21 protein-coding genes are annotated in these 24,309 nt (G+C 59.8%); 10 read left to right on the forward strand and 11 right to left on the reverse strand.

The features are described 5' to 3' along the window. Window positions 1-81: 81 nt before the first annotated feature. The 10 genes from desA (at window position 82) to CDO73_RS04830 (ending at window position 10,340) form a co-directional block, all read left to right on the forward strand. A complete protein-coding gene (gene desA / locus CDO73_RS04785) occupies window positions 82-1,170 on the forward strand; it encodes a Delta(5) desaturase DesA (protein WP_088487363.1) in 1,089 nt (362 codons plus the stop codon). A 310-nt stretch (window positions 1,171-1,480) separates the two neighbouring features. Then, window positions 1,481-2,656 carry a sensor histidine kinase gene (locus CDO73_RS04790; protein WP_088487674.1) on the forward strand — a complete coding sequence of 392 codons (1,176 nt, stop codon included), beginning with the start codon at window positions 1,481-1,483 and terminating at the stop codon, window positions 2,654-2,656. A gap of 3 nt (window positions 2,657-2,659) precedes the next feature. Then, window positions 2,660-3,262 (forward strand): response regulator transcription factor, encoded by a 603-nt coding sequence (locus CDO73_RS04795; RefSeq protein WP_088487364.1) that lies wholly within the window; start codon window positions 2,660-2,662, stop codon window positions 3,260-3,262. Window positions 3,263-3,401: 139 nt separating this feature from the next. Further along, a complete protein-coding gene (gene rluF / locus CDO73_RS04800; protein ID WP_088487365.1) occupies window positions 3,402-4,115 on the forward strand; it encodes a 23S rRNA pseudouridine(2604) synthase RluF in 714 nt (237 codons plus the stop codon). Between the two features lie 274 nt (window positions 4,116-4,389). Next, window positions 4,390-5,088, forward strand: a complete 699-nt coding sequence (locus tag CDO73_RS04805; protein WP_088487366.1) for a DoxX family protein — start codon at window positions 4,390-4,392, stop codon at window positions 5,086-5,088. Between the two features lie 222 nt (window positions 5,089-5,310). Further along, window positions 5,311-6,885: a nickel ABC transporter substrate-binding protein gene (nikA, locus tag CDO73_RS04810; RefSeq protein ID WP_088487367.1), complete on the forward strand. Its 1,575-nt coding sequence runs from the start codon at window positions 5,311-5,313 to the stop codon at window positions 6,883-6,885. Further along, complete coding sequence (gene nikB, locus CDO73_RS04815) at window positions 6,885-7,832, forward strand: nickel ABC transporter permease (RefSeq protein WP_088487368.1); 948 nt, start codon at window positions 6,885-6,887, stop codon at window positions 7,830-7,832. Before nikA ends, nikB begins: the two co-directional genes overlap by 1 nt. Beyond that, on the forward strand, window positions 7,829-8,701 hold the full coding sequence (nikC, locus tag CDO73_RS04820) for a nickel transporter permease (protein WP_088487369.1): 873 nt from the start codon (window positions 7,829-7,831) through the stop codon (window positions 8,699-8,701). The genes nikB and nikC overlap by 4 nt, the downstream gene beginning before the upstream one ends. Then, entirely contained in the window at window positions 8,698-9,498 is an 801-nt protein-coding gene (locus tag CDO73_RS04825; protein WP_088487370.1) for an ABC transporter ATP-binding protein, read from the forward strand. The genes nikC and CDO73_RS04825 overlap by 4 nt, the downstream gene beginning before the upstream one ends. Then, window positions 9,495-10,340, forward strand: a complete 846-nt coding sequence (locus CDO73_RS04830; protein WP_088487371.1) for an ABC transporter ATP-binding protein — start codon at window positions 9,495-9,497, stop codon at window positions 10,338-10,340. The genes CDO73_RS04825 and CDO73_RS04830 overlap by 4 nt, the downstream gene beginning before the upstream one ends. Window positions 10,341-10,433: 93 nt before the next feature. Here the strand turns inward: CDO73_RS04830 and CDO73_RS04835 are convergent, their stop codons facing one another. The 11 genes from CDO73_RS04835 to CDO73_RS04885 form a co-directional block, all read right to left on the reverse strand. Then, complete coding sequence (locus tag CDO73_RS04835; protein ID WP_088487372.1) at window positions 10,434-11,309, reverse strand: SDR family oxidoreductase; 876 nt, start codon at window positions 11,307-11,309, stop codon at window positions 10,434-10,436. 128 nt (window positions 11,310-11,437) lie between these two features. Then, a complete protein-coding gene (locus CDO73_RS04840) occupies window positions 11,438-12,517 on the reverse strand; it encodes an alpha/beta fold hydrolase (RefSeq protein WP_088487373.1) in 1,080 nt (359 codons plus the stop codon). A 121-nt stretch (window positions 12,518-12,638) separates the two neighbouring features. Beyond that, window positions 12,639-13,781 (reverse strand): alpha/beta fold hydrolase, encoded by a 1,143-nt coding sequence (locus tag CDO73_RS04845; protein WP_088487374.1) that lies wholly within the window; start codon window positions 13,779-13,781, stop codon window positions 12,639-12,641. A gap of 214 nt (window positions 13,782-13,995) precedes the next feature. Next, a complete protein-coding gene (locus CDO73_RS04850; RefSeq protein WP_088487375.1) occupies window positions 13,996-14,277 on the reverse strand; it encodes a hypothetical protein in 282 nt (93 codons plus the stop codon). A gap of 206 nt (window positions 14,278-14,483) precedes the next feature. Next, window positions 14,484-14,669, reverse strand: coding sequence for a hypothetical protein (locus CDO73_RS04855; protein WP_088487376.1), 186 nt, complete (start codon window positions 14,667-14,669; stop codon window positions 14,484-14,486). Between the two features lie 275 nt (window positions 14,670-14,944). Continuing rightward, window positions 14,945-16,756 carry a glycoside hydrolase family 2 protein gene (locus tag CDO73_RS04860; protein WP_088487377.1) on the reverse strand — a complete coding sequence of 604 codons (1,812 nt, stop codon included), beginning with the start codon at window positions 16,754-16,756 and terminating at the stop codon, window positions 14,945-14,947. A 32-nt stretch (window positions 16,757-16,788) separates the two neighbouring features. Further along, window positions 16,789-17,601, reverse strand: a complete 813-nt coding sequence (locus CDO73_RS04865) for a carbohydrate ABC transporter permease (RefSeq protein ID WP_088487378.1) — start codon at window positions 17,599-17,601, stop codon at window positions 16,789-16,791. A gap of 19 nt (window positions 17,602-17,620) precedes the next feature. Continuing rightward, a complete protein-coding gene (locus CDO73_RS04870) occupies window positions 17,621-18,565 on the reverse strand; it encodes a carbohydrate ABC transporter permease (RefSeq protein ID WP_088487379.1) in 945 nt (314 codons plus the stop codon). A 93-nt stretch (window positions 18,566-18,658) separates the two neighbouring features. Beyond that, on the reverse strand, window positions 18,659-19,990 hold the full coding sequence (locus tag CDO73_RS04875) for an ABC transporter substrate-binding protein (protein ID WP_088487380.1): 1,332 nt from the start codon (window positions 19,988-19,990) through the stop codon (window positions 18,659-18,661). An 877-nt stretch (window positions 19,991-20,867) separates the two neighbouring features. Then, window positions 20,868-22,499, reverse strand: coding sequence for a response regulator transcription factor (locus CDO73_RS04880; protein ID WP_088487381.1), 1,632 nt, complete (start codon window positions 22,497-22,499; stop codon window positions 20,868-20,870). Beyond that, on the reverse strand, window positions 22,492-24,306 hold the full coding sequence (locus tag CDO73_RS04885; RefSeq protein WP_088487382.1) for a cache domain-containing sensor histidine kinase: 1,815 nt from the start codon (window positions 24,304-24,306) through the stop codon (window positions 22,492-22,494). The genes CDO73_RS04880 and CDO73_RS04885 overlap by 8 nt, the downstream gene beginning before the upstream one ends. Between the last annotated feature and the right edge of the window lie 3 nt (window positions 24,307-24,309).

A 24,309-nucleotide genomic window follows, 5' to 3' on the forward strand; every position in this document is an offset into this window, starting at 1 on the left:
GACTACGCGCCATGACCTCTTCTCTCTATACTGAAGACATAGAAACGCTTTCCCGGCGTTCGCGAGAGGAGCTAGACATCCATGAATCCGACCAGCCAGCACGCATCCGCGAATCCGATCGCGGAACTCAAGAAACATATGAAACCTTACGAGAAAACCGATTCCAAAGCCAGCGTCCGTCAACTGCTCAACACGCTGATTCCGTTGATCCTGCTGTGGGTCGGCGGTTATCTGCTGCTGTCGATTTCGTTCTGGCTCGCGCTTCCGCTGCTGATCGTCGCGGCCGGATTCGTGATCCGCACGTTCATCATTTTCCACGATTGCACGCACGGTTCTTTTTTCAACAATAAAAAAGCGAACGATATCGTCGGCACGATTACCGGCGTCATTACGCTGATGCCTTACCGCAAATGGAGATACAGCCATACCCGTCACCATGCGACCAGCAGCAATCTCGACAAACGCGGCGAAGGCGATATGTGGCTGCTGACGGTCGAAGAATACGCCGAAGCTTCGTTCTGGAAACGTCTCGCTTACCGTTTATACCGCAACCCGCTCGTCATGTTCGGTTTGGGTCCGATTCTGGTCTTCCTGATTCAGAGCCGCTTCAACCGCCGGGGCGCGAAAAAGCAGGAGCGTTACAATACGTACCTGACCAATCTGCTGATCGCGGCGCTCTACGCCGCTCTGATCTGGGCGATCGGGTGGCAGGCTTTCGTGCTCGTGCAGGGTCCGATCATGTTCGTATCCGGCCTGCTCGGCATCTGGCTGTTCTACGTGCAGCACCAGTTCGAAGACTCTTATTTCGAGCATGAAGAAGAATGGAGCTACGTGCAGGCGGCCGTCGAAGGCAGCTCGTATTACAAGCTTCCGAAGCCGCTGCAATGGGTGACCGGCAACATCGGATTCCATCACGTGCATCATTTGAGCCCGAAGATCCCGAACTACAATCTCGAGAAAGCCCACGACTCTTCGGTTCCGCTGCAAAAAGCGACCACGATCACGCTGGTTACCAGCTTGCAATCGTTGAAATTCCGGTTGTGGGACGAGCAAACGAAGACGTTCACCGGTTATCGCCGCCCGATTCCGGGCCAAGCCAGCCTGCCGCAGCGCGCCGTGTCGGCGGTCTCGAACGAACTGAACAAAAAGCCGCTGATGCCGCGCGATTAAGCCGGTCCGGCAGCGGTCATCAATTTCAAGCCGAACATCCGAACCCCGATAGCTTCGTATGCATCCCGAATCCGGCCCGTCGGCATTCCGACGCGGCAGCGGCAGCATACTTGGCGGCCTGCCTTCTGCCTTGCAGACGCAGGCTGCCGGCTTCGGGGTTTTCGCATGGCCCGATCGCGATCGGAAGCCGAACGGCAAAGCTTGGGCAAAAAGGAGGCATCGGGTTATAATGGTCACAACAAATGAGGCCGCGCGAAGCACGGGAACCCTCCCGCCGCTGCCGGCATCGGTTCGGGGAGGTCAATCTTTCGTGCAGAAATGGTATCAGATCTTCCAGCGCAGCACCGGACTTAATCCTTACGTCTGGGTCGTTTTCTATATCCTGCCGTTCTATTTCATCTTCCGTTCTTCGACCGTGTTCCATGCGGTAACCGGCATCTTCATGGTCATCGGATTTTTCGTCTGTTATCTGCTCGCGTTCGCGACCAAAGGCCGGGTATTCTATTTCTGGACGATGATGCAGCTTGTGTTCACCGTCGCGATGGCGCTGATGTTCGGCTATATTTATTTCGCGGTCTTTCTGGCGTATTTCGTCGGCAATATCCGCAGCCGCAGCGGCTTCTTCACGATGTATTCGGTTCAATTGGTCGCCGCGCTCGCTTCCGTCTATCTCGGCTACATGCGCCACGACCCGCTGATGATCGCCCAGTGGCCGTTCGTCGCGCTGACGATCATCGCCGTCATTCTGCTGCCGGTCACGACGTACAACCGCAACCGCAGCGAGAGCCTGCAAGGACAGCTCGAAGACGCCAACAAGCGAATTTCCGAGTTGGTGGTCATGGAAGAGCGGCAGCGGATCGCCCGCGATCTGCACGACACGCTCGGACAAAAATTGGCGCTGATCGGGCTCAAAAGCGATCTGGCGGCCAAACTGGTCTCCAAAGATCCGCAGCGCGCCGAAGACGAAATCCGCGACGTCCAGCAGACCGCGCGGGTCGTGCTGAAAGAACTGCGGGAATTGGTCACCCAGATGAGAGGCACGCATATCGAAGACGAAGTGCACCGGCTGCGCCAGATCCTGAAGGCGGCGGAGATCGACTTCACGCTGATCGGCGACCCTTCGGAGACGCGCGCTTCCCTGCTGAACGAGAACGTCGTCAGCATGTGCCTGAAGGAAGCCGTGAACAATATCGTCAAACACAGCGGAGCTACGGCATGCCGGATCGAGATCGAACCCGCCCCCGGCGAATTGATCGTGAGAGTGGCCGACAACGGGCACGGCCTGCCGAACGTCGCGGGAACTTCGCGCGGCAGCGGCCTGCGCGGGATGCGCGAGCGGCTCGAATTCATAAACGGGAGTCTGGAATTGTCGGACAGCGAACAGGCCGAATCGGGCGGCCGAGGCACGCGGCTGACGATGCGGATTCCGAACGTGAACGCGCACCGGCCCGAGCGCGGCGAAGAGGTTCCGAATAAGGAGGAATAGCGGATGATTCGTATCGTGATCGCGGAAGATCAGCGCATGCTGCTGGGCGCGCTGGCTTCGCTGCTGGATCTGGAAGACGACATGGAGGTCGTGGGAAGAGCGGCGGACGGCGAAGAAGCCGTGGCGCTCGTGCGGCTGCACAAGCCCGATCTCTGCGTCATGGATATCGAGATGCCGAAGAAGACGGGACTCGAAGCGGCCGAAGAACTCAAAGGCTCGGGATGCCGCGTGCTGATCCTCACCACTTTCGCGCGCTCCGGCTATTTCGAACGGGCGATCCGCGCGGGCGCGCACGGTTACCTGCTCAAAGACAGCCCGAGCGAAGAACTGGCCGACGCGATCCGCAGCATCATGTCCGGCCGGCGCGTCTACGCGCCGGAGCTGGTCGACGACGCCGCTTACGCGGAAGAGAATCCGCTGACCGACCGCGAACGCGAAGTGCTGCTGCTGATCTCCGAAGGCAAGAATACGAAGGAGATCGCCAGCGAACTGTCGCTGACCAACGGCACGGTTCGCAACTACGTCTCGGTCATCCTCGACAAACTGGGCGTCGGCAACCGGATCGAAGCCATTACGAGATTCAAAGAGAAAGGCTGGTTCAAGTGAACCGGCTTTTTATTTCGTGCTTTTCTTCTCGATTCGCGGCGTCGAAGCGCTCTTTCGCTGCGCGCAATCTGTACACCCCGCCCCTTTTGCGCTATGGTAAACAGAGAACTTTTTCCCAACCAGAAAGGTGTGCGTGCAATTGCGAATCAACAAATATATCGCCGAGTCCGGCTTCACGTCGAGACGCGGAGCGGATAAAGTCATCGCCGAAGGCAAGGTGACGATCAACGGCGTCAAAGCCGATCTGGGCAGCCAAGTCGAGCCGGGCGACGACGTGCGGGTCAGCGGCAAACGGATCAAAGAAAAAGCGGCGCAGGAGAACGTCTACATCGCGCTGAACAAGCCGGTCGGCATCACCAGCACGACGGAGAAAAACGTCAAAGGCAATATCGTCGACTTCGTCGGCCATTCGCAGCGGATCTTCCATGTGGGTCGGCTGGACAAAGACTCCGAAGGCCTGATCCTGCTCACCAACGACGGCGACATCGTCAACGAGATTCTGCGCGCGGAGAACCGCCACGAGAAAGAATACATCGTGACGGTCGATCGTCCGATCACGCCTGAATTTCTGCGCAAGATGGCGGCCGGCGTCGAGATCTTGGATACGAAGACGCTGCCGTGCGAAGTCGAGCAGCTCTCCAAATTCGTGTTCCAGATCACGCTGACGCAGGGCCTGAACCGCCAGATCCGCCGTATGTGCGAAGCGCTGGGCTACAATGTCCGCGCGCTCAAACGCATCCGGATCATGAATATTCATCTCAACAGCCTCCCGGTCGGCAAATGGCGCGATCTCACGGCCAAAGAATTGGACCGGCTGTTCAAAGACCTGGATTATACGCCGCGCAATTCGTAATCGGCGAGCAGCATGGATGAGCTGGGGAATGCAGAATATGCCAACCGCGACACAACCGTAAACGGTCCCTTCGGGGCCGTTTTTTTGCTGTGTTTCGCTGCCTCGCCGGAGAAAAGGCGAAAAGGCGCGGGACTTCGGCGCAAAACAAGTCGATGTACCCGACCCGTCTCCTACTGAAGAGATAAATTACAAAAAGTAATTGACACACTTTAAGATACCGTTTATATTATGAACAGTAAACAACTTACCTTTACATAGCGAGGGGCGGATAAAGATGACGATGAAATGGACGGCGACCGCGATGCGGCTCGTGCTGGCCGCGATCTTTCTGGGGCACGGCATCTCGAAAATAAACAGCGGCATGGATCTGATGGCGGATTGGTTCAGCAGCGTAGGATTGCCGGGATTTCTGGCTTACATGGTCGCGATGCTGGAATTGGTCTGCGGAACGTTGATGGGGCTGGGCGTGCTGACGCGAAGCGCCGCCATCGGTTTTATCGTCGTGATGATCGGCGCGATCGTCACGGTCAAACTTCCGGCCGGATTGCTCGGCAATGCCGGTTCGCCCGGCTACGAATTGGATCTGGCGCTTATGGCGTTGGCCGCTTACTTCGTCGCCTCCAAAGAAACCGGATTCGGCATCGACAGCCTGTTCGCGGAACGCGATCGGCGGGAGGAAGAACGTTTTAACGCCGCGGCTGCGGTCGAGGAACGCGCAAACGCCGACGCCGAGGCTTCCTCCCTTCTGCCTGTTGCCCCGACTACGATCGAAAGCAGCGGCTTCGAACCGAACGCAGCCGACGCAAAGCTCCCGACGAACCGGATGCTTCGCGCGTCTGCCCGTACCGCAGCGACTGCGGCGAATGACGACAGCGACCCGGCTCGGCTCGTATCGGCCGCCGCCGATAACCGGTCGGCCCGCTCGGCTCCTTCGCTTGCCGAACCGAGTAAGCGCAAACCGATTCCGGCCTGACGTCCCTCCGCTCCGCGCTTGTCTTGCTTGCTTTCGTTCTGTCCCTTTCGATCCGTCCGCTCTCCCGCGAGAGCGGATTTTTTGCGTTTTCTTCAAGCAGCGCTTCTTCTGCCGCAGTGCCTATGTCACTCCCTACACACCTCTTGTCAAAACGTAATCATTACGATAAGATAAGCCTCATTGTGTTAATCATAATGTTTACGAATAGAGAGGGGTTTGACCTTGTTTTCTAAAAAATCGTTGTCCGCATGGACCGTTATCGCCTTAACCGCCGGACTGCTCGCCGCTTGCGGCAATTCGGGAACCGATTCGGCTAAGCCCGCATCAGCAGGTTCCGCCGGTTCGTCCGCCGAAGCCGGCAAACACGTGAGTTTCTTGTATAACTTCTCCACCGATTCGCTCGATCCGCATGTCGATTCCAGCTACGTGCCGCTGCGCGCGGGCATCACGGAGACGCTCGTTCGGCTCGACGAAGACAACCTGACCGTCGCGCCGTGGCTCGCGGAGAGCTGGGACAGCGAAGACGGCCGGCATTGGACGATCGACCTGCGCGACGACGTGACGTTCCAGAACGGCAAACCGATGACCGGCGACGCCGTCAAAGCTTCGCTCGAACGCGCGCTCGAAGAAAGCCCGTCGATTCAGAACGCGCTCAAGATTCAGTCGATCGAAGCGGAAGGCGACAAGCTGGAGATCACGACGACGCAGCCGTTTCCGGAATTCGCTTCCGAACTGGTGCATCCCAACACGGCGATCATCGACGTGAGCGAATCGGATATCGTCAACAAGCCGGTGGGCACGGGGCCGTTCAAACTGAAAGCTTTTACCCCGGGCAGCAAGCTCGAACTCGACCGTTACGACGGATATTGGAACGGCGCTTCGCCGCTGGACTCCGTGACGTTCGCGTTTAACGAAGACGCCAACGCCCGCTCGCTCGCGCTCAAATCCGGACAGGTCGATATCGTCTACCGTCCGGAAGTGGAAAGCCTGGAGTCGCTCAAAGCGATCGACGGCATGACCGTCGAATCGACTTCGACGTTCCGCGTCCACCAATTGACGATGAACATGCAGCGCGCGCCGATCCAAGATCCGAACGTCCGCCGCGCGCTGGACGCGCTGATCGACAGGCAGGGCATCGTCGACACGATCCTGCTCGGTTACGGCGAACCGGCGATCGGACCGTTCCTGCCTTCGCTGCCTTTTGCGCCGAAATACGAACACGCCGCGGCCGACTCCGGTCCCGAAGCGGCGGTCAAACATCTGGAAGCGGCCGGCTATAAACCCGAGAACGGCGTAATGACCAAAGACGGCAGCCCGCTGAAGCTCACGCTGCTGACGTATTCGTCCCGCGCCGACCTTCCGCTGATCGCGCAGGTGTTCCAATCCGACGCCAAGAAGATCGGCATCGAAGTGGAAATCCGCCAGATCGACACGCCGGAAGAATATATGGCGTCCAACCGCGACTGGGATATCGCGACGTACAGCAACCTGACCGCTCCGCGCGGCGACGCCGGTTATTATCTGAACGCGACGTACCATCCGACGGGCTCGCTCAATTTCAGCGGTTCGGAAGATCCGAAACTGACGGCGATCATCGACGAACTGAATCGGACCGTCGCTCCCGAGAAGCGCGCGAAGCTTGCCGAGCAGGCCGCCAACTACGTGCACGACAACGTACTGAACGCTTTCGTGCTGCATCCGGCCACGATCGTCGCCTACAACGGCAAGAAGGTCAAGAATTGGGTGACGACGCGCAGCGAATACTACATGATCACCAATAAGCTGGACGTGATGTAATGTTTCGCATTCTGCTTCGCAAGTTCTCGGAAGTCTTTCTGTTCCTGCTGTTCATCATGTTCGTCAGCTTCCTGTTCATCCGGCTCGCGCCGGGCGATCCGGTGCTGACGATCCTGAACGTGGAAGAGCTGTCGGTCAGTCAGGAGCAGGTCGAAGCGATGCGCGAAGAGATGGGCTTCAACGATCCGCTCTTTGTGCAGTTCGGCAAATGGCTGCTCGATTTCGTGCGGCTGGATTTCGGCGTCTCTTATTCCACCGGCCAACCGGTGATGGCGACGCTGCTGCGCGCGCTTCCGGCGACGGCCGAACTGACGGCGGGGGCGCTGCTCGTCATGCTGCTCGTGTCCGTTCCGCTCGGCTCGTTATCGGCGCTCTATCGCGGTCGATGGATCGATTCGCTCAGCCGGATGCTGGCGATCGTCGGCGCGGCCGTGCCCAGTTTCTGGCTCGGCCTGATCCTGATCGATCTGCTCGGCGTGCGTTTCGCGCATCTGCCGACGATGGGACGGGACGGATTCCTGTCGCTGATTCTGCCGTCGCTGACGCTGGGGCTTGCCATCTCCAGCGTCTACGTGCGTCTGCTGCGTTCCAGCCTGCTGGATTCGCTGAGTCAGGAGTTCGTGCGTTCCGCGCGGGCGCGCGGCTTGTCCGAAGCCCGCATCTTCTGGCTGCACGCGCTGCGCCACAGCCTGCCACCGGTCATCACCGTATTCGGCGTCAGTCTGGGCAGTCTGATCGGCGGGGTGGTCGTGATCGAAGTACTGTTCGCGTATCCCGGCATCGGCAAGCTGGTCGTCGACGCGATCCGGCAGCGCGATTACCCGCTGATTCAAGGATATATCCTGATCATGGCGATTGTCGTATTCGTCGTGAACGCGCTCGTCGATCTGTCTTACCGGTATCTGAACCCCGAGATGCAGTTAAAAGAAAAGGAGGCCGCCCGATGAAAACGATGTTCCTGCGCACGCGTCGTATCCGCCCCGAGTCGAAGTCCGGAACGCGCAAATCGCGGCTGCAAGCGATCGTCGCGGCGTTGTTCGTGCTGCTCGTCGCCTCGGCCTCCGTTTACGCGTTTGGCGTGCTCAAGCATGATCCGACGCTTACGGACCTGCGCGCACGTCTGCTGGGCGCAAGCGCCTTGCATCCGTTCGGAACGGATCATCTGGGCCGCGACGTGCTGACCCGGCTGCTGCTCGGCGGCGGACAGACGCTCGGTTACAGCCTGCTGGCATTAGGGGCGGCGCTGATCATCGGGATTCCGTTCGGTTTGATCGCCGGGTACAAGCGCGGCCGGATCGATCGCCTGTTCATGCGCGTCGCCGACGGATTTCTGGCTTTTCCCGATACCATCGTCGCGATCGTGCTGAGCGGGCTGCTCGGCGCGGGCATCGGCAATCTGGTGCTGGCGATCGTGATCGTCAAATGGGTCAGCTATGCCCGGCTCGTCCGCAGCACCGTGCTGTCGGAGTCGCAGAAAGACTATGTCGCCGTCGCCCGAACGAACGGATTGTCCGACGCGCGCATCATGAGCCGCCATCTGCTGCCGCATATCGCCGGGAACGTGCTGGTGCTCGCCAGCCTCGATCTCGGCAAGATCATTCTGCTGATCTCTTCGCTGTCCTATATCGGTCTGGGCGCGCAGCCGCCGACGCCCGAGTGGGGCGCGATGCTGAACGATTCCCGCCCGTATTTCCAATCGCGGCCCGAACTGATGGTGTATCCGGGGCTGGCGATCGTCTCGACGGTGCTGCTGGCGAATATGCTGGGCGATGTTCTGAGGGACCGGTTCGACGTGAAAAAGGAGGCGCAGCCGTGATCTTGTCGATCGAGGAATTAAGTATTGGAAGCCGCGACCGCACCATCGTCGACGGTGTCTCGCTGGCCGTGCGCGAAGGCGAATTCATGGCGCTGGTCGGGCAGAGCGGCAGCGGCAAAAGCCTGCTGTCGCAGGCGATCGGGCAGCTGCTGCCGCCCAATCTTCGCGCTTCGGGGAAGGTCTTGTTCGAAGGAGCCGATCTGCTGGCCCGCAGCCCGCGCGAGATGCGCGCGCTCAGAGGCAAACGCATCTCGTACATCTTTCAGGATTATCAAGGGGCGTTCACGCCGTTTCGCAGCATCGGCGCGCATTTCGACGAATATCAGAAAGTCCACGGCGAGAAGTCGAGAACGGCGCGCCGGGACACAGCGGCCGAAGCGCTGGAATCGGTCGGCTTGGACGCGGCTCTGCTGCGCCGCTATCCGTTCCAGCTCAGCGGCGGGCAGCTTCAGCGCGCCGCGATCGCGACGGCGCTGCTGCTGTCGCCGCGCCTGCTGATCGCGGACGAAGCGACGACGGCGCTCGACAGCGTATCGGCTCATCGCGTGCTGGAACTGCTGGCGCGCAAGCAGCGCGAGACCGGCTGCGCGATCTTGTTCGTCACGCACGATTGGCGGCATGTGCGCCGCTACGCGAACCGGCTGTCCGTCATGCAAGAAGGCCGGATCGTCGAATCCGGCGGCAAACACCGGATTCTCGATCATCCGCAGCACGAATACACCCGCAAGCTGATCGAAGCGGCCCCGATCTTGGGCCGCTCGCTGCGCTCGGGACTCGGAGAGGAGGGACAAGCATGAGCAGGCAAATAGCGGAGCGCCGGGATGCGCGGAGCGCGGCGCAGCTTCCGGGCGCGCACGCAAGCATCGGCAATTCTTCGCCCGTCCTCATTGTGGACGGGCTGACCCGCACCTACGCCGGGGCTGCCCGCCCGGCGGTGCAGGATGTCGGCTTCGCCCTCGGACGCGGCGAATGCCTGGGCCTGGTCGGCGAGAGCGGCTGCGGCAAGAGCACGCTGGCGCGCTGCCTGCTGAAGATCGAAGAAGCCGACGCCGGCTCGATCGTGCTCGGCGGGCAGGACATCGCGCCGCTACGCGGCCGCAAGCTTCGGCCGCATCGCCGCAAGATCCAGATCGTGTTCCAGAACCCGGCGGCCGCGCTGAATCCCAAGCTGCGAATCCGCGATTCGCTGCTCGATCCTTATCTTCGGCTCGGCCGAGAGGCGAAGCTGTCCCGCTTCGCCTTCGCTTCCCGCGAAGCGTACGTGCGGCAGCTGCTGGAAGCCGTCGAACTGCCGGCCGAGATCGCCGGCCGTTACCCGCACGAACTCAGCGGCGGACAGCGCCAGCGCGTCACGATCGCGCGCGCGATCGGCATCGAACCGGACGTCGTCGTGCTCGACGAGCCGACGGCCAGCTTGGACGTGATCTCGCAAGGCGCCGTGCTCGATCTGCTGACGGAGCTGCGCGCGTCGCTGGGCTTGTCGTACCTGTTCATCTCGCACGATCTGGCAGCCGTGCACCGGATGAGCCAGCGCATCATGGTGATGCGAAGCGGACAGATCGTCGACCGGTTCGGTGCGGACGAATTGTTCGCGGACGAGCGGCATCCGTATACGCGGGAATTGATTTCGATCTTCTGAGAATCGGCTTTTGCATGGGCAACAAAAAAACGTCGTCGCGCATGAATCGCGTAACGACGTTTTTGTTTGTTTCCGAAGAGATAGGGATATTTCTTAATCTTTGATCACGGCTTCCAGAGCCGCTTTCAGCGGCGTATACGCGTCTCCGAGCAGATCGACCAGATCGTTCGACGGATTCGAGAACTCGCCTTTTTCGATCGCCGCATCGACGACGTGAACCAAGAAGCCCGCCGCGCCTTCCGGTACGCCTGCCGCCGCCATCGCGCTTACGGCTTCCGGAGCCGGCAGCGCTTTGTGCACGACCGGTTTGCCGGAGACTTCCGCCAGAGCGGCCGCATATTCGTCGTAAGAGAACGGCTCCGAAGCCGTCAATTCGTACGTACGGTTCTCGTGGCCTTCCTGCGTCAGGACGACCGCTGCCGCGCGGGCCAGATTGTCGCGGGTCACGTAATTCAATTTGCCTGTCGGCGCGGCCGAGATGACCGTACCGGCAGCGGCCACGGCCGACGTGCCTTCGTTCGCGAGCATGTCCAGATAGAAGCCGTTGCGCAGGAACGTATACGCGGCTCCCGTCGTGCGGATCATGTATTCCGTTGCCAGATGCACGTTCTCCAAGCCCAACGTCATTTTCTCCGGGAACGCGAAGCTCGTGTAAACGATATGCTTGATGCCCGCGTTGCGCGCCGCTTCGACCACGGTCGCGTGCTGGCGAATGCGAAGCGTGTTGTCCATCGAGGACGCCGAGACGAACAGCAGCTTCTCGCCGCCTTCGAATGCCGCCGGAAGCGAAGCCGCGTCGTCGTAATCTCCGGTGCGAAGCTCGACGCCGAGTTCGGCCAGAGCCACGCCTTTCGCCGTGTCGCGCACGATGCCTACGATGTCGCCCGCTTGTACGCCCAGATCCAACAGATGACGGATTGCCGCGGTGCCCAGATGGCCGGAAGCTCCGGTCACGATGATTTTGCCCATGTGTATTCGCTCCTCTATGATTGGCTTTCGATCGGGATAACCCGTTCATTTGTAACCATTATAGTTTCAGGATAAAACGAATGTCAACTCCCGTTTTTTCGTGCCGGTCTTTTGGACAAATCTGCCGTTCAATCGGCCGGCCGGATCAGCCCGAGCGCCGGTTCGGCGACGATCTCCGGCCGATACTGCTGAATCGAGTGGGCCGAATCTTTGACGACTTCCATCCGGGAGTCCGACGACCAAGACGAGCCGAGCTCCTGCTGGGTGTTCAGCCATTCCCGCGTCGGTTCGCCGAAATTGCCCGCGACCAGTTGAACCGTCGGGATATCCAGCCGCGTTTTGGCGTCGATCACTTTTTGCGCGTTGGCATGAACCCTGCGGATCTCGCCCGTCACGTTGTCGTTCAGCGTGACGAGCAGCGTCGCCAGCCGGTCGCGTTCTTTCATGTCCGCCGACATCAGCCGAAGGCCGTTGCGCTGTCCGTTCAGATACTGCTCGAATCCGTTGAGGTGATACAGCGCGCGCACGAGTCCCGATTTGATCGCCAAGCGCTGAAGCTGCATATTTCGCTCGGGGAAGGTCAGATAGAATTCCGGCGAGCCGGAATCGATCGTCACGATGCCGGCCACCTGCTCGGGATGCAGCTCCGCGAACCGGAACGCTTCGAGACTGCCCAACGAATGGGCGGCCAGCACGTACGGCGGCTCGACTCCGGCTCCTTGCAGCGCTTTTTCCAATTCTTCCGTGATCCGGTCGATATCCCGCTTGTCGTCGGTCGTCTCGCTGTATCCGTAACCGAAACGCTCCACGACCGCGAATTCCGCTTGTCCGCGCAGATGTTCGTACATCGGCGAGAAATCCGCGTAAGGACTCGCCGTTCCCCAACCGGAGATCAGCACGACCGCCGCTTCTCGGGGGGCGCGGTCCGTTTTTTCTTCGCGGTAGACGTGCATGCGGTGGCCGTTGACTTCGACCATCGTGCCCGGCGCTTGGAAAGCGGCCCGGTCGGCGCGCTCTCCGATCCCTTGATAGACGAAACCCGCCAGCAGCAGCGTGAGCAGCAGAATGATCAGGATGTTGAACACGCTCAAGATGCGCCGGGGCAGGCTGCGCTTTTTCTTGCGGCGCGGACGGCTTTCAAGATCGTTTGCCGGGGATGGATCGCGATCGGGAAGATCGGGATCAGGATGTGGTTTGGTGTGGTCCATGTCGGAACGCCTCCTTCGCCATAAAAAAAGACGCGCGGACGGCGAGATGTTATCGGATGCTCCGAAAATGCTCTCGTTGTCCTTGCGTCTCTTGTGTAAGATGTTTTTCATTATACGGATCTCAACGCACCTTCTCCACCAAACGGATCGCCGCGTCCGCGATTGCCTGCGGTTGGTACGCCTGCATGGAGTGACCGCTGTCTTGCACGACGATCTCTTCGGAGTCGTCCGACCACGATTCGCCGAACTGCCGCTGCGTATCCATGCGTTCTTCGCTGATCTCGCCCAGATGATCCGCGACGAGAATGACCATCGGGATCGGCAGCCGCGTCTTGTCCGCGACCACTTTGCGGGCGTTGGCATGCATCTCCCGCATCTCGTCCGTGACGTTATGATTGTTCGCCACCAGCAGCGTCGCCAGCCGATCCTGCTCTTTCATCTCCGGCGACAGCAGCTTCAAGCCGTTGCGTCCGGCGGCGATCCGTTCCGCGAAGCCGTCCACATGGTACAGCGCGCGCACGATGCCCGACTTGATCGCGATCCGCTGAAGCTGGGATTGCGGCGCTCTGGACGGGAACGTCTCGTAGAATTCCGGCGAACCGGTATCGATCATCAGCAGGCCTTTGACTTCTTCGGGATGAAGCTGCGAGAAACGGATCGCTTCCAGCACGCCGAGCGAGTGGGGCGCCAGCACGTAAGGCGGCTTGACTCCGGCCTGCTTCAGCCCTTCGCGCAGCTCGCGGGTCAGCGTGTCGATATCGCGGTCTTTGCGCGTCTCGTCGCTGTAACCGTAGCCGAACCGCTCGATCACGGCGAAGTTGACCTTGCCTCTCAACTTCTCGTAGACCGGCGAGAAGTTGGCGTACGGATTCGGCGTTCCCCAACCGGCGATCAGCACCACCGTCGGATCGTTGTCCGTTTTGCCCGGCAGTTCTTCGTGGTACACATGCATCCGATGCCCTTCCACGTCCACCAGATCGCCCGGCGCGACGAAAGCTTCCCGATCGCTTCGCTCCCCGACCCATTGATAGACGAACCCGGCCAGCAGCAGTACGAGCAGCACGATCAATATCCAGCCGATCCCGGACAACAAACGCCGGAATCCGCTTCTTTTTTTCTTCGGCGGTTTTTGTTTGTTTTTCTTGTTCTCTTTATTGTTATCCGACGCGGGCGTTTCCTCCGGCTGCGCGGGCAGACCGGCATCCGCTTCGGCGACGAGCTGCTCCATCGCGGCGCGCCGTTTCGCCCTTTCTTCCGATTCCATGACCTTCCCTCCTTGTCTGACCAAAAAGCGCGTTTTCGGCGCGGCGCTCTGCCGCTCCGTCCGCTGCACGCGTACTTTCGGCAAATTCTCCTGCGAAAACGCGCTTCTTCAAACGCTAGGTTCTCTTGCTCCGTTCCTCACTATCGACGCTGCGGTCCGTCATGCCCCTGCAAGGCGGATAGCGGCATCCGTACCGTGTCAATATGAAAGGGCATCAATCTTCGTATCCGGCCAGTCCTTTGTCGATCAGGTATGCCATCTCGGCATCGAGGACGTTCTCCACTTCCAGCTCGTTCAGCTTCACGTCTTTGCGGCTCATGACGTAGTCGACCAGTTCGTCGCTGTCCACTTCGATCGTGTCGCCCGGCTTTTTCGCTTCCGCGTCGATAAAGGCTTGTTCGTGTTTCAGCACGATCTTGATGCCTGCTTCGTCGGCTCCGGTTTTCTCTTGAATATAGGCGATCAGTTCGCTTTCGTTCACTTGTTGTTCGCTCATCTTCGTTCATCCTCCCGCATATGAATCGCGCTGCGCCAACCTGGACGTCAGCACGCGTTCTCATTGTAGCATACCGCTCCTCCGCTTCGCGCGTACAGCAAAAAGCCGCGTCTGTCGGAAATCCCGACGAACGCGGCCGCGTCGAACAATGTGCAAATTTTCACTCTCGATGCCGATCCGGCTTTATAAAAAAACGAGTTAAGGGTTTAGTGATATTTGACCATCTTCAACTGCGCCTCTTCTTGATAAGTGATCGGGCGCGGAACTTCCGGCGTGTGCAGGTGGCGTTCGACCGAAAACTCGATTTTCCGGTAATCCTCTTCCCCGGCATCCAAGCTCGGCACGAAGATTCCGTTTACCCAATTTTTCAGTTCTTTCAGTCCTGCCATCATGATACTCCATCCTCCTCGGACGATGAGAAATTTGTTTGTTAACTGGAATTGATTACGTTTTCATTATAACGCTTTATGTAAGGTTTAGATAGAGGAGTCCGCCTCCAAAACACATCATTTCCGGTGAACGTTATGTGTCAAAAGGTTTTTTGTTCGCTAAATGGAGAATAACGTCCTTCCTATGAAGACTTTTTGTTTTCCACTAAAATTTGATGCAAAAAAACGGCCTCGCCCCTTCGCCGTCAAACGCGCAAGGATCGAAGCCGTCTTTTGTTTTACCCTTCTCCTCTCACGATCTTGCGAATCTGCTCCGTCGGAATTTTCGGGATACGGTCGTACGTCACCAAGCCGTTGATCTCCTGCTCCACGTCGGTCAACTGCGTATAGCAGAAGCCCTGCACGACGCCGGAGTGCGTCAGCGGGCGAATGACCGCGCCGAGGCGGGCGAGAAAGTCTTCGTCGTTCTCCGCGCCGGAATAGCCCCAGCCTTCCCAGTCGCTTTTCTTGTAGGCGATGCCGCCGAACTCGGTGACGAGAATCGGCTGGCCCTGATGCGCGCGCCCGCCGACGAAGATGCGCCGGTTGGCCGGCATGGCGTTTACCGCTTTTTCCGCGGATGCATAACGGTCGGCCAGCACTTCTTCGCGCCATTCGTAATCGTGGATCGCCGCGATGTCGGTGTCCATCATCTCCCAACCGTCGTTGTAGACGACCGGGCGGGTATCGTCGAGCGATCGGGTCAGATGGTACAGCGTCAGCCCGTGCTCCTGTTGGCGGCGATCGATCTGCACGTTCGGGATGCCCCAGCTCTCGTTCATGGGCACCCAGACGACGATGCACGGATGGTTATAGTCGCGCTCCACCGCTTCCTGCCATTCGCGAGTGAATTTGCGGACGTATTCTTCGGAATACGCGTACGCGTTCGCCGCTTCGCCCCAAACGAGCAGCCCCAGTTTATCGCAGGCATACAGAAAACGCGGATCTTCCATCTTCTGGTGTTTGCGCACCCCGTCGAATCCCATCTCTTTGGTCAGCCGAATATCGCGCACCAGATCTTCGTCCGTCGGAGCCGTCAGCACGCCGTCCGGCCAGTAACCTTGATCCAGCACCAAGCGCATGAAATACGGGCGGTTGTTGAGGCAGATCCGGCCGTTCTCGATCGAGATCTTGCGCATGCCGAAATAGCTCTCGACCGTATCGACGATCCGTCCGCCGCGCGTCAGTTCGATCCGCACGTCGTACAGATTCGGCTGTTCCGGCGTCCACCAGCGGCCGAGGCCGTGATCGTTGAAGTCGCTTAGCCCGATCGCCCGAGCTTCTTCCGCGTGCAGTACCGGGAACGCGTCTTCGGCGATCAGATCTCCTTGGAATCGAATAACGATCTTCGCCGAACATGGTTCTCCCGCCGCCGTTTCCCAAGCTTCCCGCGAAAAGAACGTCCGCAGGCGCACTTCGTTCCGATCGATATCCGGCGCGAACTTGACCTTAATGACATGCGCTTCGTTCACCGGCTCCAACCAGACCGTCTGCCAGATCCCCGTCGTACGCGTGTAGAAGATGCTTTCCGAGCCTTCTTTCCAGAACTGTTTGCCTCGGGGCAGCGTCACGTCGCGGCTGAAATCTTCGGCGCGCACGACGATCGTATTGCCTCCTTGCGGGTTCAGCAGATCCGTAATGTCCGCTTGAAAAGGCGTATGTCCGCCTTCGTGCGAGACCGCCCAGCGTCCGTTGACCCATACGGTCGAGGCGTAATCGCAGGCTCCGATATGCAGCAGCACGCGGCGGTCGTTCCAATCCGCAGGGATCTCGAACGTGCGGCGGTACCAGACGAGATCGCGGAACGACGGATCGCCGATCCCGCTCAGCTTGCTCTGAAAAGCGAACGGAACCGTAATCCGCTCCCCGAACGTTCCGGCGTCCGGTTCGTACCAGCGCTCGCGGTCGCCGCGGCGGTCGTCGTCGAACGCGAAGTCCCATTCGCCGTTCAAGTTCGACCAGTCGGCGCGCTCGAACTGCGGACGCGGATATTCGGGGCGGGGGACGGGAGACGGATTATTTTTCGGCACAGATACAGATGGATTCGACATAAGTTCCTCCTAGAGAAAGTTGGGGCGTATTCTTACATTTCTTTGCCGCCGGTAAACGCGATGCCTTTGATAATCTGCTTCTGGAAAATCAGGAACACGATCAGCACCGGGATCGCGGCGAGCGCGTTCGCGGTCATCGGCAGCGCGTATTCTTGGTTATACGAGCTTTGGAACATCGGCAGGCCTAGCGTGATCGTCATATAGGCTTTGTCCGAAATGGAAATCAGCGGCCAGACGTAATCGTTCCACGAGCCGATGAAGGTGAAGATGCCGAGCGCGGCCAGCGCCGGACGCGACAGCGGCAGGAAGATGCGGTACCAGATCTTGAAGAAACCGGCTCCGTCGATGCGCGCCGCTTCTTCGAGGTCTTTGGGCAGGCCGTCGAAGAACTGCTTCAGGATGAAGATGCCCATAGGTCCCGCGAGCGCCGGCAGAATCAGCGAAGTACGCGTGCCGAGCAGGCCGGAATCGCGCATCAGCAGATAGAGCGGAATCAGCGTCGCTTCGCCGGGAATCATCATCGCCGACAAGAACAGGACGAACAGCACTTTGCTGCCCGGAAAACGGATGCGGGAAAACGAATACGCCGCCATCGACGCGAGCAGCAGCACCAGCGCCGTCGTCGCGATCGAGACCATCAAGCTGTTGCCCATCCAGCCGAAGATCGGCGCGCGGTTCAGCACGGTGACGTAGTTGTCGAACGAGACGTTGAAGCCGCCCGAGAACAGGCTGCCCCGTTCGGGCGTCAGCGACAGCGCCAGCATCCAGAAGATCGGAATCAGGAACATGAGCGCGAACAGGACGGCGGCGATACGGACGACATACGGATAAATGCGATCGAGCATGGAAGTTCCTCCTTATTCCTTATTCGCCGAGCTTGCGCAGCAGCATCGTCTGGAGCAGCGAGATCACCAGAATGACCAGCATCAGCACGAAGGCGATCGCCGAAGCGTAGCCCATCTGGAACGTCTGAAAGCCGTTTTCGTAGATCGAGAACACGACCGTCTTCGTCGCTCCCGCCGGCCCCCCGCCCGTGATCAGCTTGGATTGGCCGAAGATCTTGAACGACGCGATCGTTTGCAGCACGACGACCAGCACGGTCACGCGCGACAGCGAAGGGAACGTGATATAGCGGAACGTCTGCCAGCGGTTCGCGCCTTCGAGGTTGGCCGCTTCGTAGAACGATTCGGGAATGTCCTGCAGACCGGCGAGGAACAAAACGAACACGAACCCGATCGTCCACCAGACCGTCGCCATGATGATCGAGACCCAGGCCAGCGTGGAATCGGAGAGCCAGAAGATCTCGCTGTGGATCAGGCCGATCCCCCTCAGGATCCGGTTGAACAGTCCGGTATACGGCTGCAGGAAAATGACCCAGATGCTCGAGATGACGGATACGGACAGCACGTACGGCATGAAGAACGAGATGCGCAGAAACGCCTGTCCTTTGCGGATGCCGTTCACCAGCACCGCGAGCAGCAGCCCGAAACCCGCGATCAGCGGCACGCTGACGACCGTGAACAGTACGGTGTTCAGCAGGTTGGTCCGGAATTCTTCGTCCTGCAGCAGATTGGCGTAGTTCTCGAATCCGATGAACGTTTTGTCGCCGAGCAGCGACCAATCGTAGAAGCTGACGCCGAAGCCGTACAGGATCGGAATCAGCGAGAACAGCAGGAAGAAGATCGTATACGGCAGCACCATCATGACGCCGGTCACCCAGCCTTGACGGTGCAGCGCGCTTTTTCTCGGCGTGCGGGACGATGCGCTCGCGCTTCCGCTTCCGCCTTCGGTCAATGTTTTGGAAGCCATGGTTGCGGCCCCTCCTTTCGATGAAAAAGGAAGCGGACGGCGTCAGGACCGCCCTACCCGCTTCCTTCTTTTTTCCGACTTTCCAAGCCTTTGTTATTTGCCGGCCGTCTTATCGATCGCCGCGTCGGCTTTCTCGAGCGTCGTCTTGGCGTCCTGTTTGCCGGCCATCATCTTCTCGAATTCTTTGATGATATTGTCGTTGATCTGGCCTTGTTTCTCGTTGCGCGGCCAGTATTTGACGAAGTCGGCCGACTGCGCGTAATCGCTGCGGTACGGCATGTCTTTGAACGCCTGCGAATCCAGCACTTTGGTCACGCTCGGGATATGGCCCGCTTTGGCCCACATCTCGCCGTTGTCTGCCAGCCATTTGGCGAAGACGAGCGCCGCTTTCTGCTTGGCCGGATCTTCTTTGCCGTGTTTCGGCAGCGCCAGCGTATGCGAGTCGCCCCATGTCGCCGGTTGATCGTAGATCTGCGGCATCGGCACGACGCCGAAATCGAGTCCTTCGATATTCTCGAACGCTCCGGTGCTCCATACGCCGGTGATCAGCACGGCCGCGCGTTTATCTTGGAACAGCTTGACCGCGTCGTTGATCTTCGGCGGGATCAGGCCCGACTTGTACAGACTGTCGACGTATTCCAGCGCTTCGAGCGCCTGAGGGTTGTTCAACTCGCCTTTGCCTTCGGCGTCGTAGAATTTGCCTCCGTCCGTAAGCTGGTTGTAGAAGCCCCAGAACATCCAGTACGAGTCGATCCGGACGTCCGGTTGGGCCAGCGGAGCCACGTCGGCCGGAACGGCGCTTTTGATCTTGTTCAAGAACTCGGTGAAGCCTTCCGGCGACTTGTCGTAGACCGGGTTGCCGTCTTCGCCGAGCACTCCGGCTTTCTTCAAGTATTCTTTGTTGTAATACATGACGATCGCGTGGGTATCGAGCGGGATCGAATAGTGTTTGTCTTCGTAGACGGTCGAATCGAGAATCGTCGGATTGAATTCGCCCCAATCGATCTGCGCTTCCGCGGCCAGATCGTCGAGCGGCGTCACGAAGCCGGACGGAACGAACTGCGGCATCCGCGAGGAGTGCAGGACCATAAGATCCGGAGCCTGATCCGACGCGATCGCCGTTTGCAGCTTGGTATAATAATCGCTTGCGGGATTGGCGAGCTGTTCCACATGGATCTCTTGGTTCTCCGAGTTGAACTTCTCGATCATCTGAGTCATGAATTCGCCGTCGCCGCCGCTGAACGGCGTCCAGTAGGAGATGGTGGTCTTGCCTGCCGGCGCGTCGCCGCCGCTGTCGCCGCTTCCGGTCGCCCCTGTCGTACCGGTATCCGTCGACGTGCCCGGACCTCCCGCCGCGCAGGCGCTGAGCAGCAGCATGAGCGTCATGGCCATCGCGCCGAGCTTGAACGTGCGTCTTTTTCTCATCTTTTCGGCCTCCCTCGGATGTGTAAGAATCGGACGGGCCGCGGATTCAGAAACGGCGGGAATCGCATCCTGCCGATCTTTCCTTTGTCCGAAACCGCGTAGTTGGTATCGCTTACAACAACATCATACGCGGGGGAAGCCGTTTGTTGAATGACGCTTCTTTGGGCGGAATGGACATATCTTTGGAGGGTGGGGGATGCTTGAGCGAAAGCAAAAGCAGATGTCGAACTCCGCAAGGAAAAGCAATATCGGCGCGATAACGAACGGCACCAAAAAAGGCCGGATAGCCCGGCCTTCGTCTGAAGGGTTGAACGCAAACTGTGGAAGCTGCGGCCTGTACCGTCGAAACGGCCTGCCCCCGCTGCCCCGGCGAGCCTTAGATCTCCGCCGGCCCTACTCCGATCGCCGGACACCGCGACATGGCGGCGATCCGAGCGAACGCGAGCATAGCGGAGCGGAATAAGCGCAGACGCCTCCTCCGTTTTCTAACGAATCGTAGATTTCTTAGACGGCTATTTTCGCCCGTCTACAAACTCTAACGGATCGCAGCGACGCTTAGCCGCCAAGTTCCTGCCGATCGGAGCGGAAAATCGCACGATTCGACTGTCTAACGGATCTGCGATCCGTTAGACTTCGCAAAGTCGCAAAGACGCACCCCGGCACCGCGAACAAAGCTCGGAAGACGACAACGGCGCTGTTTCGGTCGAAATCAAACTGCGACGTCGCAAAGCTTCGCGGGATCGTCGAATCGCGAACATCCTTCCGCCTTCGACTGCATGCTCTCCGGCCTCGCTTGGCCTGCGCGCTTTTTTTCGTAATCACGCCGTCTCGCCTGACCCGCTCGCTTCCCGCCATACTCCCGCCCAACGACGCTTGCTCACGCATTCGTCCGGTCCGGCCGCAGGGTCTCGCGGAATTCTTTCGGGGTCCGGCCGGTCTCCGCTTTGAACACGCGGTTGAAATGCCGGATATTGGAGAAACCCGTCTCGTAAGCGATCGAAGCGATCTTGTCGTCGGTATGCAGCAGCCGCTTGGACGCTTCGCGCACGCGGACTTCGGTCAGAATCTCGACGAACGAGCGGCCCAGCCGGGCTTTGAACAAGCTGCTCAGATAAGAAGCGTTGAGATAGACCCGCTCGGCCATGCTGCCGAGCGTGATCGGCTCGGCGTAGTGCTCTTCGATATGGCGCACGACTTTGTCGACGGCATGCAGACTGCCTCCGTCGTCGCCGCTGCGGATCAGCCTTTGCAGCGACAGCAGCAGATCCGCGCAGTACGCGGCCAGTTCCGTACGCGAGCTGATCGCGAGCGCCCCTTGAAGCGCGCCGCCGATATCGCGGCCTTCCGGCCATTCTTCCTGCACGCCGCGATCCGCGGCCAATCCGTACGCTTCGAGCAGCATCCGGCAGACCTGCTCATGGATCATGCCGGGGCTGGCCCCCGAGCCGCATAACTGCTCGATATCTGCCCGCACCCGCTCGCCGAGGCCGTCGCCCTCGCCTTCGAGCAGCGCTTGTTCGAGATAGACGCGGTTCGTCAGCGGCGTCTTCGCCGAAGCCGTTTCCTGACGCGGCGGATCTTCGTAGAGCAGCACCCGATTGCCGCCGGAGGTCAGTCTGTAGAGCAGCGCGATCTTCGCTTCTCCGTAAGATTTCGACGCTTCTTCGAGGCCGTGCACGCCTCCGCCGATCCCGATCGTGATCGTCAGATCGGCTTCCCGGCGGATCTTCGCCGCCAGATGCCGCGCCAATCCGGCGATCTCTTCGCGCGACTCCGCCGAGACTTCGGCGTCCAGCAGCGCGACGACGCTGCCGCCGCGCCGGAACACGAAGCCCGGCCGGAGGCCCGACAGCGCCTCCTCCAGAAACTGGCGGATATAGAGCGAGAACAACTCCGCTTCTTGGCTCTCGTAACGGCTGCGTTCGATCGATTCCTTGTCCAATTCCGCGACGAGGCAGTAGAGGCCCCGTTCGAACTCGATGCCCGCCCGGCGCAGCTCCCCGCGCCGCGCATGCGGCAGTTCGCCCCGCACCAGACCGTCCAGCAGACGCTCCCGCTCCGCCGCCGAAGCCGACGGCGACGAAGCGGGACCGGCAAGCGCGTCGTCGGCCTGCCGCAGAAGTTCTTTCTGCCGCAGCTCGTCGTCCACCTGCCCGAGCACCCGGTACAGCTCCGCCTTGTCGATCGGCTTCAGCAGATAATCCCGCGCGCCGTAGCGCAGCGAACTCTGCGCGTAACGAAAATCGTTGTATCCGCTAAGTACGAAGCAGCGGATCTCTGGATAACGCTCGCGGATCTTCTCTTGAAGCCCGATGCCGTCCAGACGAGGCATGCGGATATCGGTAATGACGAGGTCGGGCATCGAGCGCTCGATCTCGTCCAGCGCTTCCAGACCGTCTTTCGCTTCTCCGCTGACCTCCCAATTCGTTCCGGATATGCCGATCAGATGCCGCAGCCCTCTGCGGAAGATCGCTTCGTCGTCGACGACCAATACTTTGCGTTTATCCAATGCCCTCTCCCCTTTCCCGCGCTTCTTCCGCGAGCGGATCCGGCAGGCGAATGACCGCTCTGACTCCGCCGGATTCCGCTTGTTCCAACCGGACGCCGAAGCCCGGACCGTATTTCAGCACCAATCTGCGGTGCACGTTCACCAAGCCGTGGCCTCCCGGCCCTTCCGGCAGCAGCCCTTCTTCCATCTTGGCGTTCTGAAGCCGTACGGCTTCTTCCGTCATGCCCGGCCCGTCGTCTTCGACGGAGACGATCACCCGCCCGCCGCTACGGCCGACGAAGATCGCGATCGCCACCTCGCCGCTTCCGTGTTCCAGCCCGTGAATGATCGCGTTCTCCACGACCGGCTGAAGAGTCAAACGGATGATCGGGCTGTCCATCAAGCCTGGCTCCGCTTCGATTCGGAAACGCAGCCGTTCTTCGTAGCGGATGCTCTGGATCGCCAGATAACCGCGGATATGCCGAATCTCCTCTTGAATCGTCACTTCGTCGCGTCCTCCGCCCATGCTGTAGCGCAGCAGGGCGCTCAGATGGTTGGTCATGCTGACCACCTCCCGATTGCCTTCGAGTTCGGCGTACATGCTGATCGAACCGAGCGTATTATAGAGAAAATGCGGGTTGATCTGGCTCTGAAGCGAAGCGATCTCGGCGTTTTTCTCCCGGATCTCCGTCTCGTACAGCCGATACGTCAAGCTTCCCAGCCGGGACACCATCAGATTGAACGTCCGGCTCAGGTGACCGATCTCGTCGTCGCTGCCGACCGGAATCGAGAGATCGAACTCGCCTTTCTCCACCCGTTTCATCGATCGCCGCAGCACGCTGAGCGGGCGCGTGATCCGCAGCGAATACAGTACGGAGACCAGAATCGAAGCGGCGAGACAGGCGAAGCCGACCAACAGCATCTGCCGGTTGACCGTCTCCGCGTCCCGCAGCAGCACGCTCATCGGCACCGCTTGAAGCACCGTCCAGCCGGTAATCGGCGACGTCACGTAAGTCATCAGGACCGACGAACGCCCGCTGCCCAGCGTGACCGTTCCCGAACCCCGATAAGCCGCCAGACTGCCGGTGGAATCCGGGAAAGCGCCGCTTTCGTAGATCGGAATGCCGCCGCCGTCCAATACGGCGACGGAACGTTCGCCGCCGCCCGACAGGCTCGCGATCCGTTCGCGCAGATCGGACGACGGCACGTCGATCTTCAAGACGGCCAGCCGCTGCCCGCTCTCCAAGCTGCGGATGACCCGCACCGCCGAGAAGACGTCGTAGGTCGAGCCGTTATCGGACTTTACCGGATGCGGACCTACGAATATGGCTTGGCCGGAAGCGGCCGCTTCGGCGAACGCTCCGAGGTCGGGGTCCGACTTCTCGGTAAACCGTCCGGGGCTGTCGGGAGGCTCCACGTACGAACGAACCTTTTCCGCCTGCAAAGTAATGCCGATCGTATCGACCCGCCCGTTTACCCGGATGCGCCGCATGAAATCTTCGAGCAGCATCCGCTTTTCGTAGGTCGACGTCTCCCGCTCTTTGCGGCGCTCCAGATAGTCGAGCAGATCCGGCGTCTGGTAAGGCAGCACCGAGAGCAGCGCCAGCTCGTTCATGTAGATATCGAGATTCGCGCTGAACTCGCGCACCGCGTCCGATTGATACGCGCCGACGTTGCGCTGCATCGATTTCGAATAGCCGATGCCGCTCAGCAGCGAAGACAGCAGCAGCGGAACGGCGATCAGCACCAGATTGATGCCGATCAGCTTGAACGCGAGGCTGCGGTTCTTCCACTCCCGGAATTTGAAAGATTTCGCGAATCGGCTCATGGC

Source organism: Saccharibacillus sp. O23 (assembly GCF_002205895.1).
Classification (GTDB): Bacteria; Bacillota; Bacilli; order Paenibacillales; family Paenibacillaceae; genus Saccharibacillus.